The 24,534-nt window shown below is 67.9% G+C and carries 20 protein-coding genes; 7 read left to right on the forward strand and 13 right to left on the reverse strand.

Features of this window, described 5'->3' with window-relative positions:
- Positions 1 to 87 precede the first annotated feature (87 nt).
- The 3 genes from ACFVXA_RS24510 to ACFVXA_RS24520 all read right to left on the reverse strand — a co-directional run bounded on the left by ACFVXA_RS24510 (position 88) and on the right by ACFVXA_RS24520 (position 3,495).
- On the reverse strand, positions 88 to 1,065 hold the full coding sequence (locus ACFVXA_RS24510; RefSeq protein WP_389516162.1) for a carbohydrate ABC transporter permease: 978 nt from the start codon (positions 1,063 to 1,065) through the stop codon (positions 88 to 90).
- 34 nt (positions 1,066 to 1,099) lie between these two features.
- On the reverse strand, positions 1,100 to 2,338 hold the full coding sequence (locus ACFVXA_RS24515) for an extracellular solute-binding protein (protein ID WP_390026627.1): 1,239 nt from the start codon (positions 2,336 to 2,338) through the stop codon (positions 1,100 to 1,102).
- A gap of 143 nt (positions 2,339 to 2,481) precedes the next feature.
- Positions 2,482 to 3,495 carry a LacI family DNA-binding transcriptional regulator gene (locus ACFVXA_RS24520; protein WP_384398086.1) on the reverse strand — a complete coding sequence of 338 codons (1,014 nt, stop codon included), beginning with the start codon at positions 3,493 to 3,495 and terminating at the stop codon, positions 2,482 to 2,484.
- Between the two features lie 877 nt (positions 3,496 to 4,372).
- Between ACFVXA_RS24520 and ACFVXA_RS24525 the strand changes: the two genes are divergently transcribed.
- The 5 genes from ACFVXA_RS24525 to ACFVXA_RS24545 all read left to right on the forward strand — a co-directional run bounded on the left by ACFVXA_RS24525 (position 4,373) and on the right by ACFVXA_RS24545 (position 11,602).
- Positions 4,373 to 6,625 carry a carbohydrate-binding protein gene (locus tag ACFVXA_RS24525; RefSeq protein ID WP_390026630.1) on the forward strand — a complete coding sequence of 751 codons (2,253 nt, stop codon included), beginning with the start codon at positions 4,373 to 4,375 and terminating at the stop codon, positions 6,623 to 6,625.
- Positions 6,626 to 7,460: 835 nt separating this feature from the next.
- Positions 7,461 to 7,829, forward strand: coding sequence for a hypothetical protein (locus ACFVXA_RS24530; RefSeq protein ID WP_389516937.1), 369 nt, complete (start codon positions 7,461 to 7,463; stop codon positions 7,827 to 7,829).
- 351 nt (positions 7,830 to 8,180) lie between these two features.
- The gene (locus ACFVXA_RS24535) at positions 8,181 to 8,468 is read left to right on the forward strand and encodes a hypothetical protein (RefSeq protein WP_362032382.1); all 288 of its coding nucleotides are present in this window, start codon (positions 8,181 to 8,183) and stop codon (positions 8,466 to 8,468) included.
- Between the two features lie 880 nt (positions 8,469 to 9,348).
- Entirely contained in the window at positions 9,349 to 10,431 is a 1,083-nt protein-coding gene (locus ACFVXA_RS24540) for a ferredoxin reductase (protein WP_390026687.1), read from the forward strand.
- A gap of 19 nt (positions 10,432 to 10,450) precedes the next feature.
- Positions 10,451 to 11,602, forward strand: a complete 1,152-nt coding sequence (locus tag ACFVXA_RS24545) for a fatty acid desaturase family protein (protein WP_390026633.1) — start codon at positions 10,451 to 10,453, stop codon at positions 11,600 to 11,602.
- A 426-nt stretch (positions 11,603 to 12,028) separates the two neighbouring features.
- Here the strand turns inward: ACFVXA_RS24545 and ACFVXA_RS24550 are convergent, their stop codons facing one another.
- Entirely contained in the window at positions 12,029 to 12,733 is a 705-nt protein-coding gene (locus ACFVXA_RS24550) for a hypothetical protein (protein WP_390026636.1), read from the reverse strand.
- A 74-nt stretch (positions 12,734 to 12,807) separates the two neighbouring features.
- The gene (locus ACFVXA_RS24555) at positions 12,808 to 13,089 is read right to left on the reverse strand and encodes a hypothetical protein (protein ID WP_383742012.1); all 282 of its coding nucleotides are present in this window, start codon (positions 13,087 to 13,089) and stop codon (positions 12,808 to 12,810) included.
- Between the two features lie 366 nt (positions 13,090 to 13,455).
- Between ACFVXA_RS24555 and ACFVXA_RS24560 the strand changes: the two genes are divergently transcribed.
- On the forward strand, positions 13,456 to 13,899 hold the full coding sequence (locus ACFVXA_RS24560) for a hypothetical protein (protein WP_390026638.1): 444 nt from the start codon (positions 13,456 to 13,458) through the stop codon (positions 13,897 to 13,899).
- Between the two features lie 307 nt (positions 13,900 to 14,206).
- On the opposite strand, the gene ACFVXA_RS24565 is transcribed toward ACFVXA_RS24560, so the two are convergent.
- The 3 genes from ACFVXA_RS24565 to ACFVXA_RS24575 form a co-directional block, all read right to left on the reverse strand.
- The gene (locus ACFVXA_RS24565) at positions 14,207 to 14,992 is read right to left on the reverse strand and encodes a crotonase/enoyl-CoA hydratase family protein (protein ID WP_362032397.1); all 786 of its coding nucleotides are present in this window, start codon (positions 14,990 to 14,992) and stop codon (positions 14,207 to 14,209) included.
- Between the two features lie 121 nt (positions 14,993 to 15,113).
- Positions 15,114 to 16,370, reverse strand: a complete 1,257-nt coding sequence (locus ACFVXA_RS24570) for a CaiB/BaiF CoA transferase family protein (RefSeq protein ID WP_390026641.1) — start codon at positions 16,368 to 16,370, stop codon at positions 15,114 to 15,116.
- A 150-nt stretch (positions 16,371 to 16,520) separates the two neighbouring features.
- Positions 16,521 to 17,804 carry an acyl-CoA dehydrogenase family protein gene (locus ACFVXA_RS24575; RefSeq protein WP_362032402.1) on the reverse strand — a complete coding sequence of 428 codons (1,284 nt, stop codon included), beginning with the start codon at positions 17,802 to 17,804 and terminating at the stop codon, positions 16,521 to 16,523.
- Positions 17,805 to 18,112: 308 nt separating this feature from the next.
- On the opposite strand from ACFVXA_RS24575, the gene ACFVXA_RS24580 reads away from it, so the two are divergent.
- Positions 18,113 to 19,378 (forward strand): helix-turn-helix domain-containing protein, encoded by a 1,266-nt coding sequence (locus ACFVXA_RS24580; protein WP_362032405.1) that lies wholly within the window; start codon positions 18,113 to 18,115, stop codon positions 19,376 to 19,378.
- A gap of 74 nt (positions 19,379 to 19,452) precedes the next feature.
- On the opposite strand, the gene ACFVXA_RS24585 is transcribed toward ACFVXA_RS24580, so the two are convergent.
- The 5 genes from ACFVXA_RS24585 to ACFVXA_RS24605 form a co-directional block, all read right to left on the reverse strand.
- A complete protein-coding gene (locus ACFVXA_RS24585) occupies positions 19,453 to 20,958 on the reverse strand; it encodes a long-chain fatty acid--CoA ligase (RefSeq protein ID WP_390026643.1) in 1,506 nt (501 codons plus the stop codon).
- Positions 20,959 to 21,332: 374 nt separating this feature from the next.
- The gene (locus ACFVXA_RS24590) at positions 21,333 to 21,659 is read right to left on the reverse strand and encodes a hypothetical protein (protein WP_390026645.1); all 327 of its coding nucleotides are present in this window, start codon (positions 21,657 to 21,659) and stop codon (positions 21,333 to 21,335) included.
- Positions 21,656 to 22,054 carry a 3-hydroxyacyl-CoA dehydrogenase NAD-binding domain-containing protein gene (locus tag ACFVXA_RS24595; RefSeq protein WP_390026689.1) on the reverse strand — a complete coding sequence of 133 codons (399 nt, stop codon included), beginning with the start codon at positions 22,052 to 22,054 and terminating at the stop codon, positions 21,656 to 21,658. The genes ACFVXA_RS24590 and ACFVXA_RS24595 overlap by 4 nt, the downstream gene beginning before the upstream one ends.
- 167 nt (positions 22,055 to 22,221) lie before the next feature.
- Positions 22,222 to 24,192, reverse strand: coding sequence for a SpoIIE family protein phosphatase (locus ACFVXA_RS24600; protein WP_390026648.1), 1,971 nt, complete (start codon positions 24,190 to 24,192; stop codon positions 22,222 to 22,224).
- Positions 24,193 to 24,347: 155 nt separating this feature from the next.
- Complete coding sequence (locus ACFVXA_RS24605; protein ID WP_383741997.1) at positions 24,348 to 24,485, reverse strand: hypothetical protein; 138 nt, start codon at positions 24,483 to 24,485, stop codon at positions 24,348 to 24,350.
- Between the last annotated feature and the right edge of the window lie 49 nt (positions 24,486 to 24,534).

Here is a 24,534-nt window from a genome sequence, read left to right on the forward strand (position 1 = left end):
ACGACCGCGACGGCCGACTTCACGGGTGACCTGCGCCGTGCGCGTATCGCAGTGCGGACGGGACTCGCAGTAGGAGCGGAGGAGAGGTCAGCGGCCATGGTGGACTCCCCTTTCGGCGCGCAGGGAACGCAGGTAGACGAGTGAGCACACGGCGGCGATCACGATCAGCACGTTCCCTCCGGCCGCCCCCAGGCCGAACTCGGAGAGACCGCCGAAGGACAGCTGGTAGGCGTACGTGGTGACGGTCTGCGTGGCGTTGGCGGGGCCGCCCTTGGTCATGACCCAGATGACGTCGAACACCTTGAGCGTGTAGATGAGTCCGAGGGTCAGCACGATGCCGATGACCGGCCGCAGCTGCGGGAGCGTGATGTGCCAGAACTGGCGCAGCCGGCCCGCGCCGTCCAGCGCGGCGGCTTCGTACAGCTCGCCCGGCACGGACTGCAGTCCCCCGTAGAGGATGACCATGTTGAAGGGCACGCCGATCCAGATGTTGCAGAGCAGCACCGAGATCATGGCGGTGGTCGGGTCGTTCAGCCAGGGCACCGGATCCTGAGCGAGGTGCGCACCCGTCAGGATCTGGTTCACCACCCCGCTCGAGGTGTTGAGCATCCACCGGAAGACCGTTCCGGAGACCACCAGGGGCAGCAACCACGGGACGAGCAGCAGCGAGCGCAGCAGTCGGCTCAGGGGGAACGACCGGCGGAAGAACTCGGCCAGGCCGAGGCCGATCGCGAACTGGAAGAACAGCGATCCCACGGTGAACACGACCGTGTTGGCCACGGCGGTGTGGAACACCGGGTCGGAAAGGAGTCTGCGGTAGTTGGCCAGGCCGTTGAACGGCGCGTTGCCACTGTAGAGAGAGGAGATGCCGTAGTCCTGGAAGGACAGGAGAAGGTTTCGGACCAGCGGATACAGATAGAGGACGGCGACGAACAGGACAACCGGCAGGACGAACCATCCGCCCGAGGTGCCGGTGCGGCCCGGTCGCCGCCGGGCGCCACCGGTGGCGGCGGTGGTACGGCGCTTTGCTGACGATGCGGTCTTCTTGACCACGGTCGCTGTCACGCCCGCTCCCCCGGCCCTTCGTGTCGCGCGGTGCTCATCGCGTGGCCTGTCGCTGCGCGTCCGCGAGGGCCTTGCGCGGCGACGTGCCGGACAGAGCGGCCTGCACGGCCGTCCACAGGGCCTGCGAGTACTTGGGGTACGACGCACCGAGTTCCGCGGTGCGGCCCTTGGCGTTGCCGATGGTGTCGACGAACGGCTTCATCGCCGGTACGTCCTTGGCCAGTTGGGTGGCCGCCTGCTTGTCCGACGGCACGTAGTTGGTCAGCTTCGACCACTCAAGGCTCTTGTCGCGCGCCACCATGCACTTGATGACTTCGGCCGCCTTGCGCGCTTTGGCGCCGTTGTTGCCCGCGGCCCAGACCTCGCCGCCGAGCGCTCCCGCCGACGTGCCGCCCGAGGGGGGCGGCACCGGGACGATGCCGAAGTCCTTCATGTCGGCCTTGGCCAACTGCGGCAGTTGCCAAGGTCCGTTGACCATCATGGCCAGCGATCCGTTGGCGAACTGCTCCTCCACGTTGGCCTGGGTCCAGCTGAGGACGTCCTTGGGTGCGGATCCGTCGTCCACCAGATCTTTGAGGAGCCGCAGTGCGGAGACACTCTGCGGAGAGTCCAGCTTCTTCAGCGAGGCACCCGCGCCGAAGAAGAACGACTCGAACTGGAAGCTCCCCTCCTCGGTGGCGGGCACCGCGAAGCCGATGCCGTGCACCTTGTCGCCCCGGGTCAACTCGCGGGCCGCGGACTTGAGTTCGTCCCAATTGGCCGGCGGTGCGATCCCGGCCTTCTTGAACATCGCGGTGTTGTAGTACAGGGCGAGCTGATTGACCCCGGGAGCCACTCCGTAGAGCTTTCCGCGGTACTGGCCCGCCTCGACGATGTTCGACTGAAGCCCGTCCGTCGTCAGTCCGGCGGCACCGAGATCAGCCAGGGCGCCCGTTGCCGCGAGCTGCTGCAGGTCCGGGTTGTCGAGCAGGACGAGGTCCGGAATCGCGCGGCTGCCGGCGAGCTGCATGAGCTTGGTCCGCAGGTCCGGCACGACCTGTCGCTTGATCGTGACTCCGGCCGCCTTGCCGCACTCCTCGAGTTGCTTGGGCAGCGCGCTCAGCAGCGGCTCGGTGTTGTAGTAGTCCATCTCTGTCAGCGTGATCGCGCCGTCCGTGGAGCCGGCGGACGTGCCGTCGTCACCGCAGCCGGCAAGCAGGGCGGCGCTCACGGTGAGTGAGGCGGTCAGTGCGGTGAACGGGCGCAGACGGTGGTGTCGTGCGGCGGCGGGCATGGCGGCTCCAAAGGGGAAGTACGCGGGTGATCAGCACGGTGCGGGCCCTGCCGAGGTGAGCCGGGCCGCCCTCTCTAGTGCGGAAGGGGTTGGCGCTCTATGGGCCCTGAACCGAGAAGCGACTCAACAGTTCTGACGGAACATCAGTTCTGGATGTGAGGAGCGGCGGCGAGCGTCGCCCGCTCGATCAGTTCCGGCCGGAGAAGCACCTGCACGGGCTCTCCCGCCGGATCGTTCACGGTGGCGAGCAGCGCCTCGACCGCGCTTCGGCCCATCTCCTCCGTGGGAACATCGGCGCCCGCGACGGCGGGGACAATTCCCTGGGCGTTGGTCTGCGAGGTGACGGCCACGACGGAGAAGTCGTGGGGCAGGCGGTACCCGCCGTCCTGCAGTCCGTGCACGACACCGGCCAGGGAGCGTTCGTTGATGGACACGAGCGCGGTCAGGCCGGGAACCTCGGCGACGAGCCGACGGACGCAGACCTCGCCCGCCGCGGCGTCGTCGGCGCAGCACACCGAATGCCCGGTCAGCCCGAGTTCGGCGACCGTCTTGCCGAAGGCGTCCTGCGCGCGAAAGGCCGGACCGTACTCCTGATCCAGCAGTGCCTGGGGCCGGTTGACGAGTGCGATTCGGCGGTGGCCGAGCTCGGCGAGGCGCCGCACGGCGGTGGCGACGAGTCCGGCGTAGTCCAGGTCGACCCAGGCGTGTGCGGCCTCGCTGCCGGTGCGGCCGATCGTGACGAAGGGCAGCGACTCCTGGAGCAGACGGGAGACGCGAGCGTCATGCAACAGCGTCTCCATCACGATCACCCCGTCAACGCGCCGCTCGCCGAGCAACCGGTCGAAGACCTCGTCGCGCCCGCTCGGCGAGAGCAGGATGTCGTGCTCGTGGTCGGCGGCCGCCTCGGCGACTGATCCGACGAACTGCAGCTGGTCGACGCTGAGATGAGGGCCCATCGGCGGAATCACCAGGCCGAACGTACGGGTCGTTCCCTCGGCCAGCGCGCGTGCCGTGGCGCTGGGCCGGTATCCGGACTCCTCGATGACGCGTTCGACGCGGGCCCTGACCTCGTCCGAGACGGGACGCTTGCCGCTCAGCACGTAGGACACCGTGCTGCGGGACACCTTGGCCTTCCGTGCGATCTCGCCGATGTTCACGGCTCTCCCCTTCTGCGTACACGAGGTCGACCTCTTGCCGTCGAACCGGTTCGCGAACCGGTTCGACACGGATTACAAACCCACGACAGCCGCAGGGTCAAGAGGTGTGCACGACGCTGCGGCTGCGCACGGCAACAGCACGGTGGGGGGATGCCGTTGGTCCGCCGATGTACCCAACCGGCAGCGGCTCTCATCACCCGAGGCCGTATGCAGTGACCGCAGCGGCCAGGTCGGAATGAGGCACGGCAATCGTGTGCCCATCCGGCGAACTCGCCGCTCGCCAGGGAGACTTGTGCGATGGCCTGCCCAATGGCCGCACAATCCGTAACCGGGCTCCTACCGTCCTTGGTGTGGAGGTTGAGGCCGTTTGCCGCCGCTGTGGCGGCGCGCGATGGTCTCGGCCAGGTTCGGCCCGGTCGGCCAGGTAATGCGCCGGCGACCTGACTGCCGACTCCGTCCTGCCTCCGCCTCGGTCGTACTCTCCCGCCGATCTCCGCTCGATCACGTCGTCGGGCGAACGCCGCGCTCCCGCCGATGAGTCTCGACTGAAGCTTGCTTTCTTCACGCCTTGACTTAACATCAATGAAATTGCTTGGATCCACCCCATCGGCGATGCGGGAGGGGGCGATGCGGTGGCTGTCGCCACGTCAGGACAGCTGGCCATGAACGCCTTTCGCGGCACCCGCGCTGCTGCGACAGCCTCGCCGACTCCGGTTCCGAGGCGGAGCCGTGCGGCGTCGCCGAGCGAGCTTCACGCCGTAACTGCCAGCACTCCCAAGCCACTCCAGCTCGTGTGCCGTTGCGGCGGGAACAGGCCGCCCGCCACCGCCCCGGCACGGCACCAATCCCCGACACTCCCCAGACTCCAGGAGAAGCTGTGAGACGTTCTCTCACCGCGATTGCCGCCGTCGCGCTCACCACACTGACCGCACTGGCCGGCACGGGTCCCACCGCACACGCGGAGCGGGCCGGGCGCGAACCGACCGGGCAGGGCCCGGTCGTGACCGGCACCTACTCCACCGGCGGCGCGCAGGCATGGCAGCCGCTGCCGGGTGTCCGCGTGGGCGGCGACACGGGTGCCCCCGCCGACGCCACCGTGGTCGTCGATCCGAGCACCCCCCGGCAGGAATACACCGGCATCGGCTTCTCCCTGGACGAGACGAGCGTCTCCAACCTGTGGAAGCTCACCCCCGCCGAGCGCGAGAAGGCCATCCGGCTGCTGGTGGACCCGAAGAACGGCGCGGGCCTCGACCGGTTCCGGTTGACGATCGGCAGCCCCGACCTCATCGAGCATCTCCCGTTCTGGTCGGAGGACGACCTCCCCGCCGGCGTCACAGAGGACTTCGGCCTTAAGCACTTCTCCATCCAGCGGGACATCGACCTCCATATCGTCGACACCATCAAGCTGATTCAGCGCTACAACCCGAAGGCCACCTTCTTCGCCTCCGCGTGGAGCGCACCGGCGTGGATGAAGGCGAACAACCGGTTCACCGGCGAGGTCGCGCTCAAGCCCGGGAGCACCACGGACTACTACCAAGTCGGCAAGCTGCGCGACGACTGCATCGATGTGTTCGCGCGCTACTACGTCAAGTTCGTCCAGGCCTACGCCAAGCACGGAATACCCGTAGACGCCCTGACACTGCTGAACGAGCCGGGCATGGACGTGGTCTATCCGGCCATGGACATCAGTGTCGCCCAGCAGCAGAAGCTGGCCCTGGCGATCAAGCGTGAATTCCGGACTGCCCGGCTGAACACCCAACTCTACGTGCACGACTTCAACTTCTGGGACTGGAAGGATCCCAACAGCACGGCGACCAAGAACTACCACCGCATCTTCGACGACGCCCCCGACGGCTCGGTGACCGGCAAGCAGGTCCAGCACGCGGCAGACGCCATCGCTTTCCACCCCTACTGGGGGGACCCGCGCGTGATGCGCGACGCGTACGAACAGACCGGAAAGCCGGTGCACCTCACGGAGACGAGCGACCTCTCGCCCTCGACCGTCCTCAGCGACTTCCGCCTGGATGCCGGCTCCTACATCCTGTGGGCCCAGACCACGGATCAGGACGGCGGGACACTGCACTGGACACCCGCCCGGGACAACAACATCGACTGGGAGAAGGTCGGCGCCACCACCAAGTGGCCGGACCGGCTGGTCACGGTGAACACGACGACCAAGGATTTCACGGTCCGTGACGAGTTGTACGGGATGGGACAGTTCGCCAAGTACCTCTCCCCCGGCGACGTGCGCGTCGAGTCCAGCGCCGCGGAACACGGCGTCAGCAACGTGGTCTTCCGCTCCGGTACCGGCAAGTTCGTCGCCGTCCTCGGCAACAGCAACAGCACCGACAGCAAGGTCCGGGTCGTCGTCGCCGGCCAGTCGTTCGTGGTGACTGTTCCGGCGGGCTCCTACGCCACCTACCGGTGGGAGGGCCACGCTCCCTCAGGCCACCACAACGATGCCCCGGTCCTCGGCCGGACCACTGATGTGGTCACCGACCAGTACGGCACCGTGCGCACTCAGTTGCAGGCCACCGATCGCGATGGTGACCGGCTGGCCTACTACGCCAGCGAACTGCCGGACGGCGTCAGCCTCGACCCGGCGACCGGCCTCGTCACGATCCACCCGACCACCGCGGGCGAGCAGGACATGACGTTCTACGTCACCGACGGCAGGGCCCGCGACCAGGTGACCGTCCACCTGACCGTGCGGCCGCACTCCGTCCCGGTGGGCGAGAAGATCGAGGCGGAAAGCTACACCGATCAGCACGGCTGGCCCGCGGACGGCAGCAACTTCATCGAGAGCAACGCCTCTGCGAGCGGAGGCAGGAACGTGGGCTGGACGGCCGCGGGCAACTGGCTCAAGTACCGCATCGACGCGGCGCAGGCAGGCACCTACGATCTCGAGCTGCGCGTCGCGAACGGCACCGGAACCACCGCACCGGACGCCCTGTCCCTGCGCGACGACAGCGGAGCCACGCTGGCAACGGTCTCGGTGCCTGCCACGGGCGGCTGGGGGACGTACCAGTCCGTGCATGTGCCCGTCGTTCTCGCAGCCGGGGAACAGACGATCACCGTCTACTGCGAGAGCGGCGGCTTCAACCTCGACTACCTACGCCTCACCAAGTAGCCGTCGATTCTCCGACAGCCCGGGTGCCCCTGCCATGGCCCAACGACCGCTGCACCTGCCTACTGCAGCGGGTGGGGACGGTGGCGGCACCCGGCGCTGCGAGGCCGGGATCTCAGCCTGTTCATTGCGTGGCTGAAATACACCCCTGCTCGCCTGGACGGGGGGCGCGCGCCGTCGATGTGCTCCCAGATGGTTGGCGTGCAGGTAGCACCGATCATCGGTGCTGTAGGCGGGCGCGTGTGGGCAGACCAGGCACGGACCGATGTTGTAGCTGCCCCGGGCTCGCCCGCCTGCGGGAACGTCCGCGTTGTAGCCGCCCCGAGCCCGCCCGCCGGCGGGAACGTCCGCGGTGCGCGGTGCGGACCAGCCATGAAAGGCAGGTCAAGGCGGGCCCAGCATGGCGGCCGCAAGCATGCCGGCCAGCCAGGTCTCGTAGGCTTCGGCGCTCCAGCCGCAGTCGGCGGTGAGCTGGGTGAACAGATGCGGCCCCGTCAGGACCCAGCAGGCGTCCGCGAGGTGGGCAGTGCGGGCGCCGGGGGGGGCAGAAGGCCCGTGGCGGCGAGGTGGCAGTCGAGGCCACTGCCTGGGGAGACGAGAGGGATCGTGCCGGCGTTGTCCCCGCGGAGCCGGGTGATCACGGTAGCGAGGGCTCTGGCAAGCTCGGGGCCGCCCAGCAGGAGCCGCTCCCCCTCTCCCTTCGACGGGATGATCTGCAGCAGGGGCACGATACTGATCAAGTCCTTTGCGAGGCCGGGCTCGTTCTGCCTATCGTTCGATTCGGCGTCACGGTGGACGATCAACAGGGCAGTGCCTAAGGCACAAGGGAGTGACCGTCGTGGGTGTCTTTGTCCGTATCAGGGGGTGGTTGGAGTGCGACGATCGGCAGCTTGCCCGGGTCAAGGAGATCGTCAGCTCCGAGGACCCCGATCGGACGTATAGCGGAGGCTGGGGCTTCCCGGCGCGGCAGTACAACTGCACCAACTGGGTCTTCTTCGGCGCTGACATGCGCGAGCAGTCCGTTGACTGGTTTCTGGAACAACTACGTCTCGTAGCGCGGATTCCTGCCTCCGATGATGACAACGACCTGGTCACCGGCCTCTTCCTCGTCAGCCACGAAGTGGAGGGAATGAGTGAGTGGCAGGTCCGCGATGGGGGCGTAGCGATCGGAAGCGCAAACGGGGAGTACCAGTACCTCGACGAGTAGCGAAGCGCACCCGGACTGGTCACTCATTACTCTCATGACCAGGCGGCTGACCCGCACGCGGTCCAGCTGGGAGAAGACGGCACCCCCCTGCTTCACCGCAGTAGAACGTTGATGTCATGGTCAGCGAAGATCTCTAGTAGCACCTCGAAAGAGGCTCCGGTGCTCCTGTCTCTAGTGCCGCATCAGGCAACGTTCGCCCTTTCGAGGGCGTGACTCCGTGTGGAGCAGCACGTCATGCGCGATGATGCGACGCGGCCCAGGATCGCTATGTGAACTGGCGGACGTCGCCGTCGCCTGGTTCCGGCCCGGACGTGGCAGCCTGCCGCGTCTCCGCGATCTGGAAGGACCCAAATGCCGATCGTCCTCATCTCCCCCGAGTTCACACAGGAGCAGTACGAGGAGACGAACCGCAAGTTGACGGGGGGCAAGCACCGGATGGAATCTCCAGCCGACTGGCCCGTAGAGGGGTTGCTCGCACACATCGCGGGACAGGGCGAGAGCACCTTCCGCGTCGTCGACGTCTGGGAGTCCGAGGAGGCCCTCAACCGCTTCGCTGAGATCCTCGTTCCGATCCTCCGTGAGGCCGGTGTCGAGGGCGACCCGGAGGTGTATCCGGCACTCACGTACGTGTCCGCCTAGGTGATCAGCCGCCTCGGGGCAGTGCTGTGCCCGCCCCGTCGGCGCTGATGCCGCCGGCGGGGAGCCTTTTCACGCGATCGAACAACGTCAGGTCAGCCGGTGCCAAGCAGGAAGGCACTCGCGGCGGAGTACCGCCTGGTCGTCCGGGAACCGGAGTGCCGGGAGCCTGTCTGCGGGCTCGAGCCACCGGGTGCTGCGCTGGCTCAGGCCACGTTCGCGCGGGTGACGACCGCGCTGATACGGCACTAGTGCCCCGACAGGCAACGTTCGCCGTCGCCCCCACTACGTCCAGTGCGACGACCGGCGACCGACGGCGGCCGCTCGCGTTACGGGCCCGAGGGTGCGGGCCCGCGGAGTGGCGTGGCAGGTCCGCGCTCCTCACCCACCGCCGCACGGGCACTGACCCGGCGTGGGCCCGAACAGGATTCGGCCATGGTGCGACGGACGGTTGCGGAAATTCGTACGCCTTGCTTCCGAGGTCCTTCCGTGTGCGCCGGGCGGGATCGCCCGTGTCGCTCGGCGTGAGTGGGGGGTGGGGCGGGTGGGGTGGCGGAATCTGGTTCCGCGTCCGCCACGGGCCGTGTCGTTGTGGTTCTCTGGCGGGACGCCGGCTGCGGCCCGCCACCCGAGGGCCGACGTAGGTGACCGAGGCGATCCCGAGTACCTGATGCGGGGATGCGCCCGACGAGATGACGTGTCCGACGCGCCCGGCCCCCGCGTGTGCCCTGTGGTGAGAGAAGGGTTCCCTTCCATGCCGGTTCTGCGCGCGTCAACCCCGTCGATGCCGTCGGCCGTCTCCGGTGCGACGGCCGGCCCGTTCGCCGCTCTCGTCGGTCTTGTCTCCAGGCTCGCCGAGTGGGGCGGCGGCCCCGTGCCGACGATGGCGGGCCGGATCGCCAGTGCTCTCGTAAGCCCGCTTGCGAGTCCCCTCGATCCGGACGACTACCTCGGCCTGATCGACCCGCTGCTGTCCGCTCGCCATCCCGCGGGCCGAGTGGTCGCCGTGCGGCCGGAGTGCGCCGGGGCGGCCACACTGGAGATCCGTCCCGGGCGCGGCTGGGCGGGGCACCGGCCCGGGCAGTACCTGCCGGTGGGAGTGGAGATCGACGGCGTACGGCACTGGCGTACGTACTCGATCACCGCACCCCCCGAGGCGCCGGGCCGAACGCTGACGATCACGGTCAAGGAGCAACCCGGCGGCCGGGTCTCCCCGCACCTCGTGCACCGGACCCGTCCCGGCGCGGTGCTCCGACTCGGCCCCGCGCAGGGCGAGTTCACGCTGCCGGAGGGTCCGCTGCCGCCGCGGTTGCTGATGGTGACGGCGGGCAGCGGCATCACCCCGGTCGCGGGGATGCTGCGTACCCTCGTGCGCCGCCGCTTCGCCGGGCCATCCCCCGACGTCGTACTCCTGCACAGCGCACCCGGCCCGGACGAGTTCCTCTTCCGTGTCGAACTGACCGGGCTGGCAGCTCGGTTGCCCTGGCTGAGCGTCCACGCGCGGTACACCCGTACCGCGGGCCGACTGGACCCGGAGCACATGGGCGTGCTCTGCCCGGACTGGTACGACCGGGAGACCTGGGCCTGCGGACCGGACGGACTGCTCAACGCACTGGAGCGGCACTGGGCGGCGGCCGGCGCCGGTGAGCGGCTGCGTGTGGAGCGTTTCCGGCAGCCGGCCCCCCTGCTGTCGCCGGGCGCCGGCACGACCGGCGGCCGGGTCCGGTTCGAACACAGCGGCATCGAGGCCGAAGCGTTCGCGTCCGTGCCCCTGCTGGAGACCGGGGAGGCGGCGGGTGTGGCGATGCCGTACGGCTGCCGCCGGGGGATCTGCTTCGGCTGCCTCGTCCCGCTGGTCCACGGCCGTGTCCGCGATCTGCGGACCGGTGAACTGCACGGTGAACCCGGCGAGTTGATCCAGACCTGCGTCAATGGTGCGGCAGGTCCGCTCGCCCTCGCTCTCTAGGCCCCTCAAGGAGCCTGCGATGTCCACAACTGCCGTACATGTCATACCCTTTGAGCCGCTCGGAGATCTCACGGAGCTACTCGGAGATCACACGGAGCTGGTCGAACATGACACGGAGCTGCTCGGCGAGGAGCTCGACCGGATCCGCGCCGCGGTCGTCGAGGCGCGCGGCGCCGAGGACGCCCGCTACATCCGTGCGGTGATCGCCGCACAGCGCGGCCTGGAGACCGGCGGCCGCGTCGCCCTCGCCGTATCCCTGTTCCCGCCCGCCTGGCTCGCGGGCACCGCGATGCTGACCAGCGCGAAAATCCTGGAGAACATGGAGCTGGGCCACAACATCCTGCACGGCCAGTGGGACTGGATGGGCGATCCGGCGATCCACTCCGCCACCTGGGAGTGGGACTTCCTCACGCCCGCCGACGCCTGGAAGCACACCCACAACCACCTGCACCACACCTACACCAACGTCGTCGGCCTCGACCGGGATCTCGGCTATACGGTCTTGCGCATGAGCCCGGACCAGCGCTGGCATCCGGTCCACCTCCTCCAGCCGCTGTACACGGCGCTGCTCGCCCTCATCTTCGAGTGGGGCATCGCCCTCTACGACCTGGAGGCGGACGCCGTGCCGTCCGGCCGCAAGAGCGTGCGGGCCCTCCTCAGCGACCTGGCCGGCCTGGCCCGCAAAGCCGTGCGCCAGGCGGCCAAGGACTACGTCCTCTTCCCTCTGCTCGCGGGCCCCTCCGCTCTGCCCTGCCTGGTCGGCAACGTCACCGCGAACGGGCTTCGCAACATCTGGGCGCACACCGTGATCTTCTGCGGCCACTTCCCCGGCGACGTCCAGACCTTCTCGTACGAGGAGGAGCAGCTCGACGGCGAGACCCGCGGTCAGCGGTACCTGCGCCAGATCCAGGGCTCGGCGAACATCGAGGGCGGTCCCCTCCTCCACATACTCACCGGCAACCTGAGCCACCAGATCGAGCACCACGTCTTCCCCGACCTGCCCAGCAACCGCTACGCCGAACTCGCGCCAAAGGTGCGTGAGATCTGCGCCCGGCACGGGATCACGTACGTGAGCGGGCCGCTGTGGCGCCAGTACGCGTCCATGTGGGGCCGCGTCCTTCGGCACGCGGTGCCGGACGGGCCCCAGCGCCACCCGGCTTGGGCCGGCTGACAGGCGCGCGCCTGGAGGCGGACTACCAGGTCGACTCCGGCGTGTTTGCGCCGGAGTCGTCGTCACCGCCGCACTGGCGGTTCTGGCCAGGCGGCGGCCTTCCAAGGGACGCGGCTCGCATCGACGGGTGGCCCGCTCAGGAGGGACAGCGGATGATCCATGCAGCCGACATCCGCGAGCAGGTGTCGGCTGAGCCAGGCCAAGGTGGCCCCCAGAGCAGGGCGGCCGCGGCAGAGCACCTGGGCGCGGGCCTAGGACGGTTACCCACGCCGCGGTCGCCGAACGCTCCGGTGACGGCCGGGCCACCGTCTACCGCCACTGGCCGCAGCAGCGCTTCCTTCCCGGCCATGGTCTGACCGGCTTCGACGGCAGCGGGCGGGGCGTCGACACATTCGCCACGGCGTGGCCCGGGACCGTCTTCCCGCTCTAGAGATTCGTGCCGGTGTCGCCCTCGTCCTTCGAAGAGTCCCGCTGCTTCCTCTCGCCCGGACCAGAGAGGTCCTCTTGGTCGTCCAGCAGCTCCAGGAGTGCGGCGTCCGCCTTCTGCCTGTCCTCTTTCGTCAGTTCAAGAGGTGCGTTGCTGTAGACGGTGTACCGGTCGGGATCAATGATGTTGGCGGCCCTCAAGGTGAACGTCAGAAGGGTGCGCCACCCCTTGCGGTGGCCGACCCTCGCCTGAAGCTGGACCGTGTAATTCCGGGGCTCCGCAACGAATCCGGAAAACGGTGCTTCGAACTCGATGAGGAGTTGCTGCGCCTCTCTTCCGGCCACGGCGAATCCGGCCGGCAAATTCGGCTCGTCCGCCGGCCCGGGTTGGAGACGGGACGGTGAAGACATCCACAGGAGTGGCAGATGGGAGGCGGGTTCGTCGGGGAAGGTCAACCTGAGGTCCTGCACGACTATCGGCTTGGCACCAGTGTTGTGAAGGACGAGCGGAAGCCGCAGGCGAGCCACGGAGGAGTGGACAATCGCGGCAAAGGAATGAGGCTCCCAGGACTTCAGGTGCCCTTGCCTGGCGTTGATCCACCAGAAGGACGCGACGGTAAAGATCAACGCGCAAACCGACACGACGCCGGCGCCAGGAATCGATGGAAACGCATCCTGAACTGCGGCGGCGATCATCGGAAGCACAAATTCAGTGTGCCAGCCCCAGGGTGCGCGCGCTAACAGAACTCGGTGGCGCGGGGCCCTTGAGCGGCCCAGCCTCAGTGCGTAGCGATCTGATGCCGCAGTCCCAGACAGTCGTTGCGGCGGTCCCAGCGGCAGTCGGCGTCGCAGCCTGCGCGGTAGTGGTCGCTACGGTCCCATCCGTAGTCGTGGTCGCCGCCCCAACGGTGGTCGTTGATCTCGACGCCGAGGCCCGGGCGCCGGGCGCGTTCGGGCGTGGCCCTCGCAGCTGACGCAGTGCTCCCGACACCAAGAACGGCTCCGCCGGTCACCGCCAGGGAGGCGACGGCGACAGACATGCGCTTCGCGAGGTTACTCACGGGTCGGAGGGTGGCATCCGCGCAGAGTCCCGACGGCCGCACGGCCGTCGGTCCGCCGCAAGCCACGACTTGGCCGCTCGGGAGGCCGGCGCGCCCGGGCCGCGACCAGATCCGGTGGGCTATGGCAGCGCCGCTGCGTTCGACTTTTCCGGACATTCTCTGATATCACTGTACTTCCATACGCCGTATGGAACATAGCGGAGCGCCGCCGCATCGGCGGCCTCCGGTTGGACGGATGGCCGTCGGCTGTGCCCTCACAAGGGGTGAATTCGCCGATGCGGCTTCGACATAGATGGGGCACCACCGCATCACCTGCATCAGCAATCGCTGGTGACTGCGGATGACGCCAATACGAAGGAGAAGACCATGAGGAAGCTCACGAAGCGCGTTTATCTCGCTGCCGTCTCCGCTGCGGTTGCGGGTGGAGCCGTTATCGGCGCCGGGGGCACCGCCTCGGCCGCGGTTCCCGATTCTGCGCATGTGCAGCGCCCGGCCGCCGGCGTCAAGGCCGACGACTACCGCGGGGACCGCGGTTTCGCCTACCGGCACAACTCCGAGGAGGACTACCGCCGGGACGGAGACCGCGCCCGACAGCACAGCGACCGCTTCACCGACTCGGACCGGTACGACCGCAGCGGTCACTTCTCCTACTGGGATGACGAGGACCGCAGCTGGAAGCAGGACAGGAATTATCGCTACGACTGGGACCGGTCTGACCGCCGCGACTCGAACCGGCATGGCCGCGGTTGGGACCGGTACGACCACGACTCCGACCGGTCCAACTACGACCAAGGCCGCGACAACCGGTGAGACAGGCGCCGTTGGCGCGGGTGAGCTCAGACCGTGCACGTCGCCGTGATACCCGCTGACGGTCAGGCCTTCTCTGGCGGGGAGCGACTGTGGCGCTGGGGGGAGCTTTTCAGGCTTTACACAGCTCAGCGTTATTTCTGCTGCGCGGTAGTGCGAGGAAATGCATGCTGCAGAACCGTCCTTGGCACTTGTCACATGTGAACTGAGCTGGCCGAGTGTGAGGTGCCGAGGGCGCGGGTGGTGCCCTGGCGCCCGGCCGGTTGGACGGGCTGCGGTGGCGCGCCACGAGGGCCCCGCGGGGGTGCGGTCAGCGACCTTCCCAGTGGGGTGGGCGCTTTTCGGCGAAGGCGTGGGCGCCTTCCTGTGCGTCGTGGGACGCGAGGACCGGTGCGACGAGCTGATCCTGCTGGCGGAAGGCGTCCTGGTCGCCGTATGCGGTCCGCTCGTTGACCGCGCGCTTGACGGCCGCGATGGACAGTGGGGCGTTGCGCGCGATGCGGTGGGCCAGTTCCACGGCCTTGGCGAGCGTCTCGCCCGGTGGGGTGAGGTGGTTGACGAGGCCGAGCTGATGAGCCCGTTCGGCGGGGAGGGGGTCGCCGGTGAGGAGGATTTCCAGGGCGATGTTGCGGGGGATGCGTTCGGGCAGCCGCACGATTCCTCCTTCGGGGGGAACCAGGCCGAACGTCACCTCGGTGAGGCCGAAGGTGGCGTCCTCGGCTGCGACGATCAGGTCGCAGGCGAGCGCCATCTCGGTGCCACCGCCCAGCGCCCAGCCCTCGACGGCAGCGACGAGCGGGGTGTGGAGCTGGGTTCGGGTGAGGCCTGCGAAGCCTCGCCCCGGGAGGACTGGGGTGTCTCCCTTCGCGAACGCCTTGAGGTCCATCCCCGCGCTGAACGTGCCGCCGGCACCGGTGAGGACGCCGACCATCAGGTCGTCGTTGCTGTCGAGTTGGTCGAAGGCATCGGCCAGCGCCCGCGCGGTGGCGCCGTCGACGGCGTTGCGTGCCTTTGGCCGGTCAATGGTGATCACGAGGACGCCGTCTTGTTCTTCGGTGTGCACGGTGGGGGCGCCGGTGGTGGGTTTGGTGGTCATGGTGGGGATTCCTCTTCTTTCCCGGTCTTTCCCGCCGGTGTGGATCTCCGACCGCTGACAGCGGAGGGCTTCTCGGGGTTGCGCGTCGCTTGTGCCGGGTGCTGTCGGTTTGCGACCCCTGCTAGCGCGGGATCGCTCCGCCGGTACGCAGGGATTCGATGTCGCCGGCAGTGAAGCCGAGTTCTGTGAGGACCTCTTCGGTGTGTTCCCCGAGATCGGGAGCCGGGCGTGCGGGGACTTTCTGTTCCTGGTCCAGATGCACGGGGCTGTTGAGGGTCATGTGTGGCTCGCTGCTGCCGTCCTCGATCGGCACCACGATCTGGTTGGCCAGGAGTTGGGGGTCGTGGGCGCATTCCTCGAGTGTCTGGACGACCCCGTAGGTGAGGCCGGCTGCGTCGAGTACCTCGCGCCATTCGGCCAGGGGACGCGTGGCGAACCGTTTGTCCAGCAGAGTGACGATGTCGGCGGCGTGGGCGCGGCGGCTGGGGGTGTCGTGGAACCGGGGGTCCTCGGCGGCCTCGGGGTGGCCGATGGCCGTGAGGAAGAGGGGGACTTGCTTGTCTTCATTGGCGAAGGCCAGCAGGATCCAGCGGTCGTCCGCGGTGCGGTACACGTTGCCCAGGGCGTTGGGCGGGTCGGAGCGGTCGACAGGACGGGGTGGTTTCGCGCCGAGCAGGGCGGCCTGCAGCCACATCCCCGCAGCCCAGGCGCCTTCCGCGATCAGGGACGCGCTGACGCGTGCGCCCTGGCCGGTCTTCTCGCGTCGGTACAGGGCGGTCATGATCCCGGCGAACAGGGTGATCGCGGTGGGGTGGTCGCCGGAGCCGAACGCGTTGATGGCCGGGGCCGCGTCGCGCTGGTGAGTGAAGTCCATCAGACCGCTGCGTGCCCAGAATGACGTGACATCGAAGCCGGGCAGGTGCGCATCCGGGCCCTGCTCGCCGAAGCCGGTGACGTCGGCGTATATCAGCCGGGGATTGAGGGAGGCAAGATCGTCGTAGTCCAGGCCGAGCTTGTCCCGGGTGCGAGGCGGGAAGTTGGTGACCAGGACGTCGGCCCACCGCACCAGTCGCTCGAGTACAGACCGGGCGTCGGAGGATTTCAGGTTGAGCTCGATGCTGCGCTTGTTGCGGTTGTCCAGTTGCCAGGGGTAGTTGACCCCTTCGAGCTGGGGATTGGGGGGTATCCGGCTGAGGCCACGGTAGCTGTCGCCGGTGCGCGGTGGTTCGACCTTGACGACATCGGCGCCGAAGTCACCGAGCACGGTGGCCGCGGCCGGCCCGGCGATGAAGCTGGCGATATCGACGACGTGCAGTCCCTCCAGCAAGGGCGTGTTCTCCATGACAGGGTCCTCTTCCGCGGGATGTTCGGCGGACATGTGGGTGTCCTCCTCACCGGAGCTGCCTGCACGCAGGCCGCCATGGGAGATGTACGGCAGGCGGCGCGGCGGCAAAGCGGGTACTGACGCGGCCGGTCCCGCGGTCGCAGGGCTCGGCGTTGTGTGGCGCGGGGGCGATGCGCACCGGCGCTAGTGGTGGCCGTTGGGGGCCATGGGCACGAAGGCGCTGTATCCGGTGATGTCACGGCCGACGATCAGCGCCTGCACCGTGTCGGTGCCCTCGTACGTGTCGATCGCCTCGATGTCGCACAGGTGCCGGGCCACGTGGTAGTCGAGCAGGATGCCGTTGCCGCCGAGCATGTCGCGAGCGTCGGAGAGGATGGCGCTTGCACGTTCCGTGTAGTGCATCTTGGCCAGCGCGACGCGCGGCATCGAGTACTTGCCTTCGTCCATGAGCTGACTGAGCCGGTACTGCATGCACACCATGTCGGTGATGTCCGCCAGCATCCGTGCCAGCCGGTACTGGACGAGCTGGTAGGCGGCCAGCGGTATCCCGAACTGTTTGCGTTGCTTGGCGTAGGCCAGTGCGGTCTCGTAGCCCGCGACGGCGGCTCCGATCGCTTCCCAGGCGACGCAGAAGCGCGAGGCCAGCAGGACTTTCTCGGTGTCGCGGAAGGTATGGACGTTCGCCAGGCAGTTCTCGGCGGGCACGCGGACGTCGGTGAGGGAGATCTGCGCGTTCTGCACGCAGCGCAGCGCCGTCTTGCCGGTGATGACCTGAGCGTCGAACCCCGGGGTGCCCTTCTCGACGACGTAACCGCCCACGTGGCCGTCGTCGCCGCGGGCCCAGATGATCACGTAGTCGGCGAAGGTCGCGTTGCCGATCCAGCGCTTGTGGCCGTTGAGTACGTACGAGTCGCCGTCCCTGTGCGCGGTCGTCTCCAGCTTGACCACGTCAGTGCCGTGGGCCGGCTCGGTCAGACCGAAGGCGCCGATCTTCTCGAGGCGCGCCATCGGCGGCAGGAAGCGCTGCTTCTGCTCCTCCGAACCCAGCAGCGCGATCGACATCATGGCCAGCGCCGAGTGCACTCCCATGAACGTGGAGATGCTCAGATCACCGCGGGCCAGCTCCATGATCACCACGCCGGCCGTCACGTTGCTCATTCCGGGCGAGCCGTAGCCGGGCACCTGGAAACCCGCGATGTCCAGCTGGGCCAGCTTGGGGACCAGTTCGTGCGGGAACTCCGCGCGCTCCCAGTAGGGGTTGATGACGGGGATGACTTCCTGGTCCATGAACTCACGCACGCGTTGACGCAGTGCCTGCTGGTCATTCGTGAGCAGCTCGTTCAGCAGGTAGTAGTCCGTGTACTCGGGGCCACCCAGCACGGGGGGCTGGACGACCGGATGCCCGTTTCCGGGGCCGACGGTGGTGACGTCGACGGGCGTCATCGTGTCCTGGCGTTTCGCGTTCATCCGTCCGACGCTCCTCTTTCTCGGCTTTTTCGACCTCGGTTCGATACGCCCCCACGAGACGACGCTAGGGGCCGGACGGAGAGAAATCATCGGACGCAGAGTATGAACTTTTCGAAAGAATTCGTACCCGCGATCCGACTTACTCGGGGTGACTGCCTAGGCACAGAGAGGCGCGTGGGGTGAAATGGTGGATATCTGCCCGTCGCCTTGGGACGCATTGTCGACCTCTCCGTCGCAGGAGCCAGCTGCTGAAGATCCTCCGAGTGCACTGGATGGCGTGGTCGAGACCGTCGCGATAGCGTGATGACATGGCTGTGGGCAGCATCGAAGCAGTAAAATGCCTGTCCGTCGTGGCGTCCAACGTCGCTGTGCGCATACCGGAAGTCAGCCAGGACGTGTGGGAGCTCGTGATTTCCGAAATCCCGGAACTGAGAGGCGACGGGATAATTGTCAACACTCTTAGAGCGAACGTCGAGGAGAATATCGCCACATTGCTGCACGGTTTTGAGAACGACATGCCGCTGGGCAACGTTGAGGGACCTGCGGCTGCATTGGATTATGCGCGACGGCTGGCTCAGCGCAATGTCCCCATCAGCTCGCTCATCCGGTCCTACCGGCTCGGCCACTGCCGTTTCCTGCAGTGGTGCCTGGACGAGCTCCGCCGTCAAGGACCCGATGAGGAAGTCTGCACGGCTACCGCGCGCCTCATGCTGGAGTTGAGTTTCGGGTACATCGACCGCGTCAGCGAACGAGTCATCGAGGTCTACCAGTTGGAACGGGACCGTTGGCTGCAGGGTCAGACCGCCGTGCGCGCCATACGTGTGCGAGAGATCCTGGCCGAAAAGCACGTGGACGCCGACTCGGCGGAATCAGCCCTCGACTACCGTATACGTCAACATCATCACGTGGGTTTGATCCTCTGGCTGCCCCGGCGGCCCCTTGGCGGTGAAGGTCTCGCCCGGCTCGACCTGCTGACAAGCCGGATCGCCGCGGAACTCAACTGCTGTGCCAACCCGCTGTTCGCCGCCCGGGAAGAAACCCTGGCCTGGGCCTGGCTGCCCTTCGGCTCGCCCCGGGACCTTTCCTGGGACGTGCTGGCGAGTGCGATCGAGGACGGCGACCCCATGGCGAGGGCGGCCGTGGGGGACGTGGAACCCGGCGTCGAAGGCTTCCGCCGCACTCATCGCCAGGCTGTCCGCGCACAGGAACTGGCCATGGCCGCGGGTCCCGGAGTCAGGGTCACCGCTTACGCCCAGGTCGCCCCGATCGCATTGATGTGCACGAACATGGACGACACCCGCGCCTGGGTGTGGAGCGTACTGGGTGCCCTGGCCGTCGACGACGAGCACTGCGCACGACTCCGGGAGACCTTGCAGACCTTCCTCGCCACCGGCTGCAGCTACACCGCCACCGCCAGCCAGCAGATTCTGCACAGGAACACCGTGCAGTACCGCATTCGAAAAGCCGAGGAAACCCTAGGGCGTCCGCTGCAGGAACGGCGCCGCGACCTGGAGATGGCGCTGCTCGCCGTTCAGTACCTCGGCCCGTCCTTCCTGCGAACGAACCCTTCCTGACGGCACACCGACCGCACACCCCGGCGACCCCCGCCGGCTGCATGAGCAGACGCCCACGACCTTTCCCCGCGGCGTCAGCTCAGCGCTTGCCCGTCGGTCGGCGGGACGATCTCCCGCTTGAGGATCTTGCCGGTCGGCCCTTTCGGCAGCACGTCCACGATCCATACCTTCCGCGGATATTCGTACGCGGCGACCTGGCGCTTGACGTAATCGCGTAGTTCCTGGGCAGTGGCAGCGGCGCCTGGCTTGAGAACGACGGCTGCGCCGATCTCCTCGCCGAGATCAGGATTGGGCAGGCCGATAACTGCGGCATCGGCCACCGCCGGATGCTCGTACAGCACGTCTTCAACCTCGCGCGGGTACACGTTGTACCCGCCACGAATGATCAGATCCTTCTCCCGGCCGACGATCCAGAAGTACCCGTCCGGGTCGACCCGGGCGAGGTCTCCGGTGTGGAACCAGCCGTTGCGGATCGCGGCGGACGTGGCCTCGGGACGCTGCCAGTACCCCTTCATCACGTTGTGACCACGGATCACGATCTCGCCGGTCTCGCCTTGCGGCACCTCGATGCCACTGTCGTCGACGACCCGCATCTGCACGCCGGGGATCGGGGTGCCGATCGATCCGGGCTTGCGTGGGGCGTCCACGCGGCTGAACGAGGCGACCGGCGAGGTCTCCGACAGCCCGTACCCTTCGAGCACGACGCAGTCGAACGTGGCCTCGAAGGCGCGCAGCACCCCGACCGGAATGGCCGCGCCACCGGAGACGGCCAGCCGGAGCCGGGAGACGTCACAGGCACCCCGGTCCGGCGGCTGCAACAGCCTGCTGAAGATCGTCGGAACCCCGGCGAAGACCGTCACCCCGTGCTCGGCCAGCATCTGCAGCGCCTGCCCGGCGTCGAAGCGCGGTAGCAATGTCAGACACGCGCCGGCGGTGACGGCGGCGTTGAGCGTGCAGCTCTGCCCGAACGCGTGGAACAGAGGGAGCCCACCGAAGATCACGTCGTCCGAGGTGAGATGAAGCAACTCGGCCGCCACGACGTCGCAGTTCCGGGTGAGGTTGGCGTGGGTCAGTTCCGCGCCCTTCGGTTCACCGGTCGTCCCCGATGTGTAGAGGATCACCGCGGTGTCGTCCTCGCGCCGCTCGATCACGTCCTCGGCGAGTGGGGCGGAGGCGAGCAGCGCGTCGAATCCGCTGGGATCGACGACCACCGCATCGGCCTCGGCCTGCCGTGCGCCGGTGCGTACCTCGTCGGGGAAGGCGGGCCGGGCGAACAGCAGTCGGGCGCCCGAGTCGCCGAGGTAGTAGGCGACCTCCCGGGCCTTGAGCAGGGGGTTCATCGGAACGACGATGCCGCCGGCCCGGAGCACACCGAAGTAGGCGATGGCGAAATCTGGACTGTTGGGCAGCATGATCGCGACTTGGTCGCCTGGTTTGACGCCGCGGTCCCGAAGCAATCCCGCCATGCGGGCGCTGACCTGGTCGAGCGTGTGATACGAGAGGATGTCGTCCCCCAGACGCAGCGCGGCGTGGTCCGGGCGGGCGCTGGCGCTTCGCACGACGTTCGACGCGAGGTTCATGGCAGGGCCACCCTTCGGCGTGTTCGCCTTCGTCGGCTGCGTAGCCTCAGCAGGAGCAGCGACTGGCCCGCGCCGCTCTCATGCTCAACGGAACCTGGAAGTGATCGCCGTCGAGATCACCTCACTGGTTACGGCTTACGCTCTGCGGCCTTCTCAGTGGCGACATCGGCGTCCGTAGCGGCGTGTGGTCTCCCGGACGCCTGGGCGCGGAGCCAACGCCTCGCCCGGGAATGTGCGCCCGGGCCGTCGGACTCTTGAGCGATAGCCGGCCGAATCCCGAAGCGTGCACCGCTTGCCTGCACGAAGGCTCCGCTGTCCATTCTGCCGCACCACGTGGGTGCCGCATCTCAGGTCTTTGACCGCTGGTCTCACCATCACGTCGGGTGCAATTCGCCGTGACGCCCGGCATGGGGCAGCCCCACGACGCAAGCAGCAGCAGAAGCTCGACGCCACCACTGCCGTCGCTGGAACCACGTGGGAATCACGGCATGGGCGATCCCGGTGACGTTGCCCCGCGCGATGAGGATTTCCCGCCGGTTCGATCCGTCGAGATCCGCCGCGTAGACGGTCCCGGCCATGTCGGTCACGAACATGCGGCCGTCGTCCAGATCGAGAGCTATGCCGATGCCGTCCATCAGATGGGTCCACAAGATCTCGGGCTCTCGCTGTCCCTCCGGCGGATCCATCGGCGTGCGGTTCACGGAGTTGCCTCGCGACGGGTCCCCTCGGTCGGTCCAGTGCAGCGTGCGCTCAGCGAGGTCGAGCGGCAGGTCGATCGGCTCCGGCAGCCCCACCTGAGCCCTGGACCCCAGGACACCGCGTCGTCGGAGTCCGCGACGTCGAGCACACCCTGCTCGATCAGGTGGACGATCTCGCGATACAGCGCGGCCTGGAGACGGTTGGCGACGTGCGCGGGGGGCTTCTTCTTGAGGTGAATCGGCTTCTTGCCGATCGCGGCGTAGAACGACATTGCGTCCCGGATCGTCTCCGCGGCGGTCTTCGTTCCGCCTACGACTTCGACCAGCGGGATGATGTGCGGCGGATTGAAGGGGTGCCCGATGAGGGTGCGCTCCGGACGCCGGCACTCGGCCTGGATGACACATCACGATCCGACGTCGGGTCGTGCCGGCCCGGACGGCCGGCGAGGCACGCGCCGCGCTCAAGTCGGCCGGACGCCCCAGGCAATCGGAGGCCGTCCGATTCTCTCGGCGCGTTGAGTACCCCTTCAGACGGGGCGCCGACGTCGTGAGGACGCGGGCGCAGTCATGTGCGTCGGATGACCAGCACGGCCACGTCGTCGAGGTGGTCCACCGCGACCGCGGCGTCGAGGATGCGGTCGGCGGTCTCGTCGGCGTTCAGTCCGTCGTGGAGGGCCGCGCCGGCCAGTGTTCCGGCTCGCTCCAATCCGGCATCCAACGTGAGGCCCGGTCCCTCGACCACGCCGTCCGTGACCATGACCAGCGCGCTGTCCTCGTCCAGGGTGAAGATCTCCTCGCTGTACTCGATGTCGGGCACGACTCCCAGGACCGGCCCACCCGCCAGCTCATGGATGCTGTGGCTGCCGTCCTTGCGCGCGCTCAGCAACGGCACATGGCCGGCGCTTGCGCCGGTGACCCGTCCGTCGCCCGGGTCGATATGCAGCATGGTGCAGCTCGCGAATCGTGCCGCGCCCATCGTGACGAGCAACTCGTTGGTGCGCGTCAGCACGGTTCCGGGATCCGGTTCGTGGGCGGCGATCGCGCGCATGGAGGCACGTACCTGTCCCATGACTGCGGCGGCGTCCACGTCGTGCCCTTGGGCGTCGCCGATCTCCATTGCGACCGTGCCGTCGGGCATCACGAAGGCGTCGTACCAGTCTCCGCCGATGTCCAGCCCGTCGCGGCTTGGCCGGTAGCGGGCGGCGACCTCCAGGCCCGCGAGGTGCTCGGGCAGTGTGGGGAGCATGGTCTTCTGCAGTGCCGTGGCCAGCTCGACTCGTGACTGTTGCAACCTGATGCGCCTCAGTGCCTGGCCTGCCAGGTCGGCCAGCGCACCCATGAGGGTCATCTCGTCCAAGGACGGCCGGTATCCGCTGCCGTAGGTCACCAGCCACGCCCCGAGCGGCTGGTTGCCGGCCTCGCTGAGGGGGGTGATCGAGGTGGCGTAGTCGGAGCCGAGTCGGCCGAGCCGCGGAAATTCGGCCCCGTGTGGCCAGCGGCGGATGTAATCCTTCCGGTCGAGGATGAGCTGCGGCTTGCCGGTGCGGATCGCCTCGGGCAGGGCGCTCGGATGGTCCAGCGGCAGGCCGTGCAGGACGTCGACTTCCCACATGGCTATCCCGGCATCGGTGGAGACGCGCAGGCGGCCTTCGTCGACGAGTGCGAGCAGGGCGCCGCCGGCGCCAAAGGTTGCGGCGAGCCGGGTCAGGGCGACCTGCCGCAGCTCCTGCTCCGTGGCTGCGGTGATCAAGGCGGAGGAGAAGTCGGCGATGTCCTTGGCGCGCTGTCGCTCGGCAGTCAGTGCGGCCTGCGCCTTCGCCTTGCGCTCCTCCTGCTTGGTGTCGTCGCGGAGCATTCCGAAGACCCGCTCGGGGCCGCCATATCCCAACTGGATCCGATGGGTCTGGGCAGCCAGTTGGTGCCAGCCCTCGTGCGGGGGGAGGTACCGCAACCTCACCCAGGGGGACTGCTGGGTGGAGGCCGAGCGCAGGAGCTGCCGCAGGGCCTCCCGGTCGTCAGGGTGAACTGCCGATATCACTGTGGAAAGTGACACTGTGGGGTCGGGAAAGAGCGCGGCCAGGGCGGGTGCGCCGCCGAGCCATTCCAGATGATGGTCATAGGGTGAATACATCCACAGGCCGAGGTGGGCGGCCGTGGTGGCCAGCCGGAACGGGATCAGCAGACTGGCCAGGTCGTTTCGCGCGTCCAGTGCGTGCACCCAGACCAGTTGCTCGTCACTCGCGGGATCCTTCACTTGCCGCGCCTCGATCAAGGAGGCAACGGGTGCTCCGCCTCGCCCGGGGAAGTCGAGCACCCGCATCGCGACCGCCTTCGTCTTGGCGGCGTGGGCCACGAGGCTCTCGGCCGACATCCGCTGGCTTGCGGGCCACAGATCACCGAAGTCACGTCCCAGGCACTGCTCCGCAGACCTGCCCAGCGCTGTGGCCATCGCAGCGTTGAGGCTGCGGATAGCACCGTCCAGCGTCAGAAGAGCCGCCGGGTCAGCCCCTTGAAGGAGTTCGTCCGAGGCGTCCATCTGTGACTCCCTGGCACATACCAAAAAAGGCCTCTTCAGTCATTTTCACGCATTTTGCCGCGATTTCTCGGTGGAGGGCGTGTCTGACCGCCTGCGTCGAGTGACGACGGCAGGGAACCCGCTGGAAACGGGATACGGCCGCCCGTGAGGAGGACCTACCGTTCCGCGCTCCGCTGCTGGTTCAGCGCCCTGGTCAGATCGCGGTTGTTGGCTCCGCGGGCGGCCTCCAACTCTGCGTCCTTCTCCTCCAGTCGCGCCGCCGGCTCGGTGTTTCGCTGCTCCAGACGCGTCACCTGGCGCCGCAGTTCCTCACGGTCGACAGGGGCGCCGAGTCCCGATTCG

The sequence above is a fragment of the Streptomyces sp. NPDC058246 genome (assembly GCF_042881985.1).
Classification (GTDB): domain Bacteria; phylum Actinomycetota; class Actinomycetes; order Streptomycetales; family Streptomycetaceae; genus Streptomyces.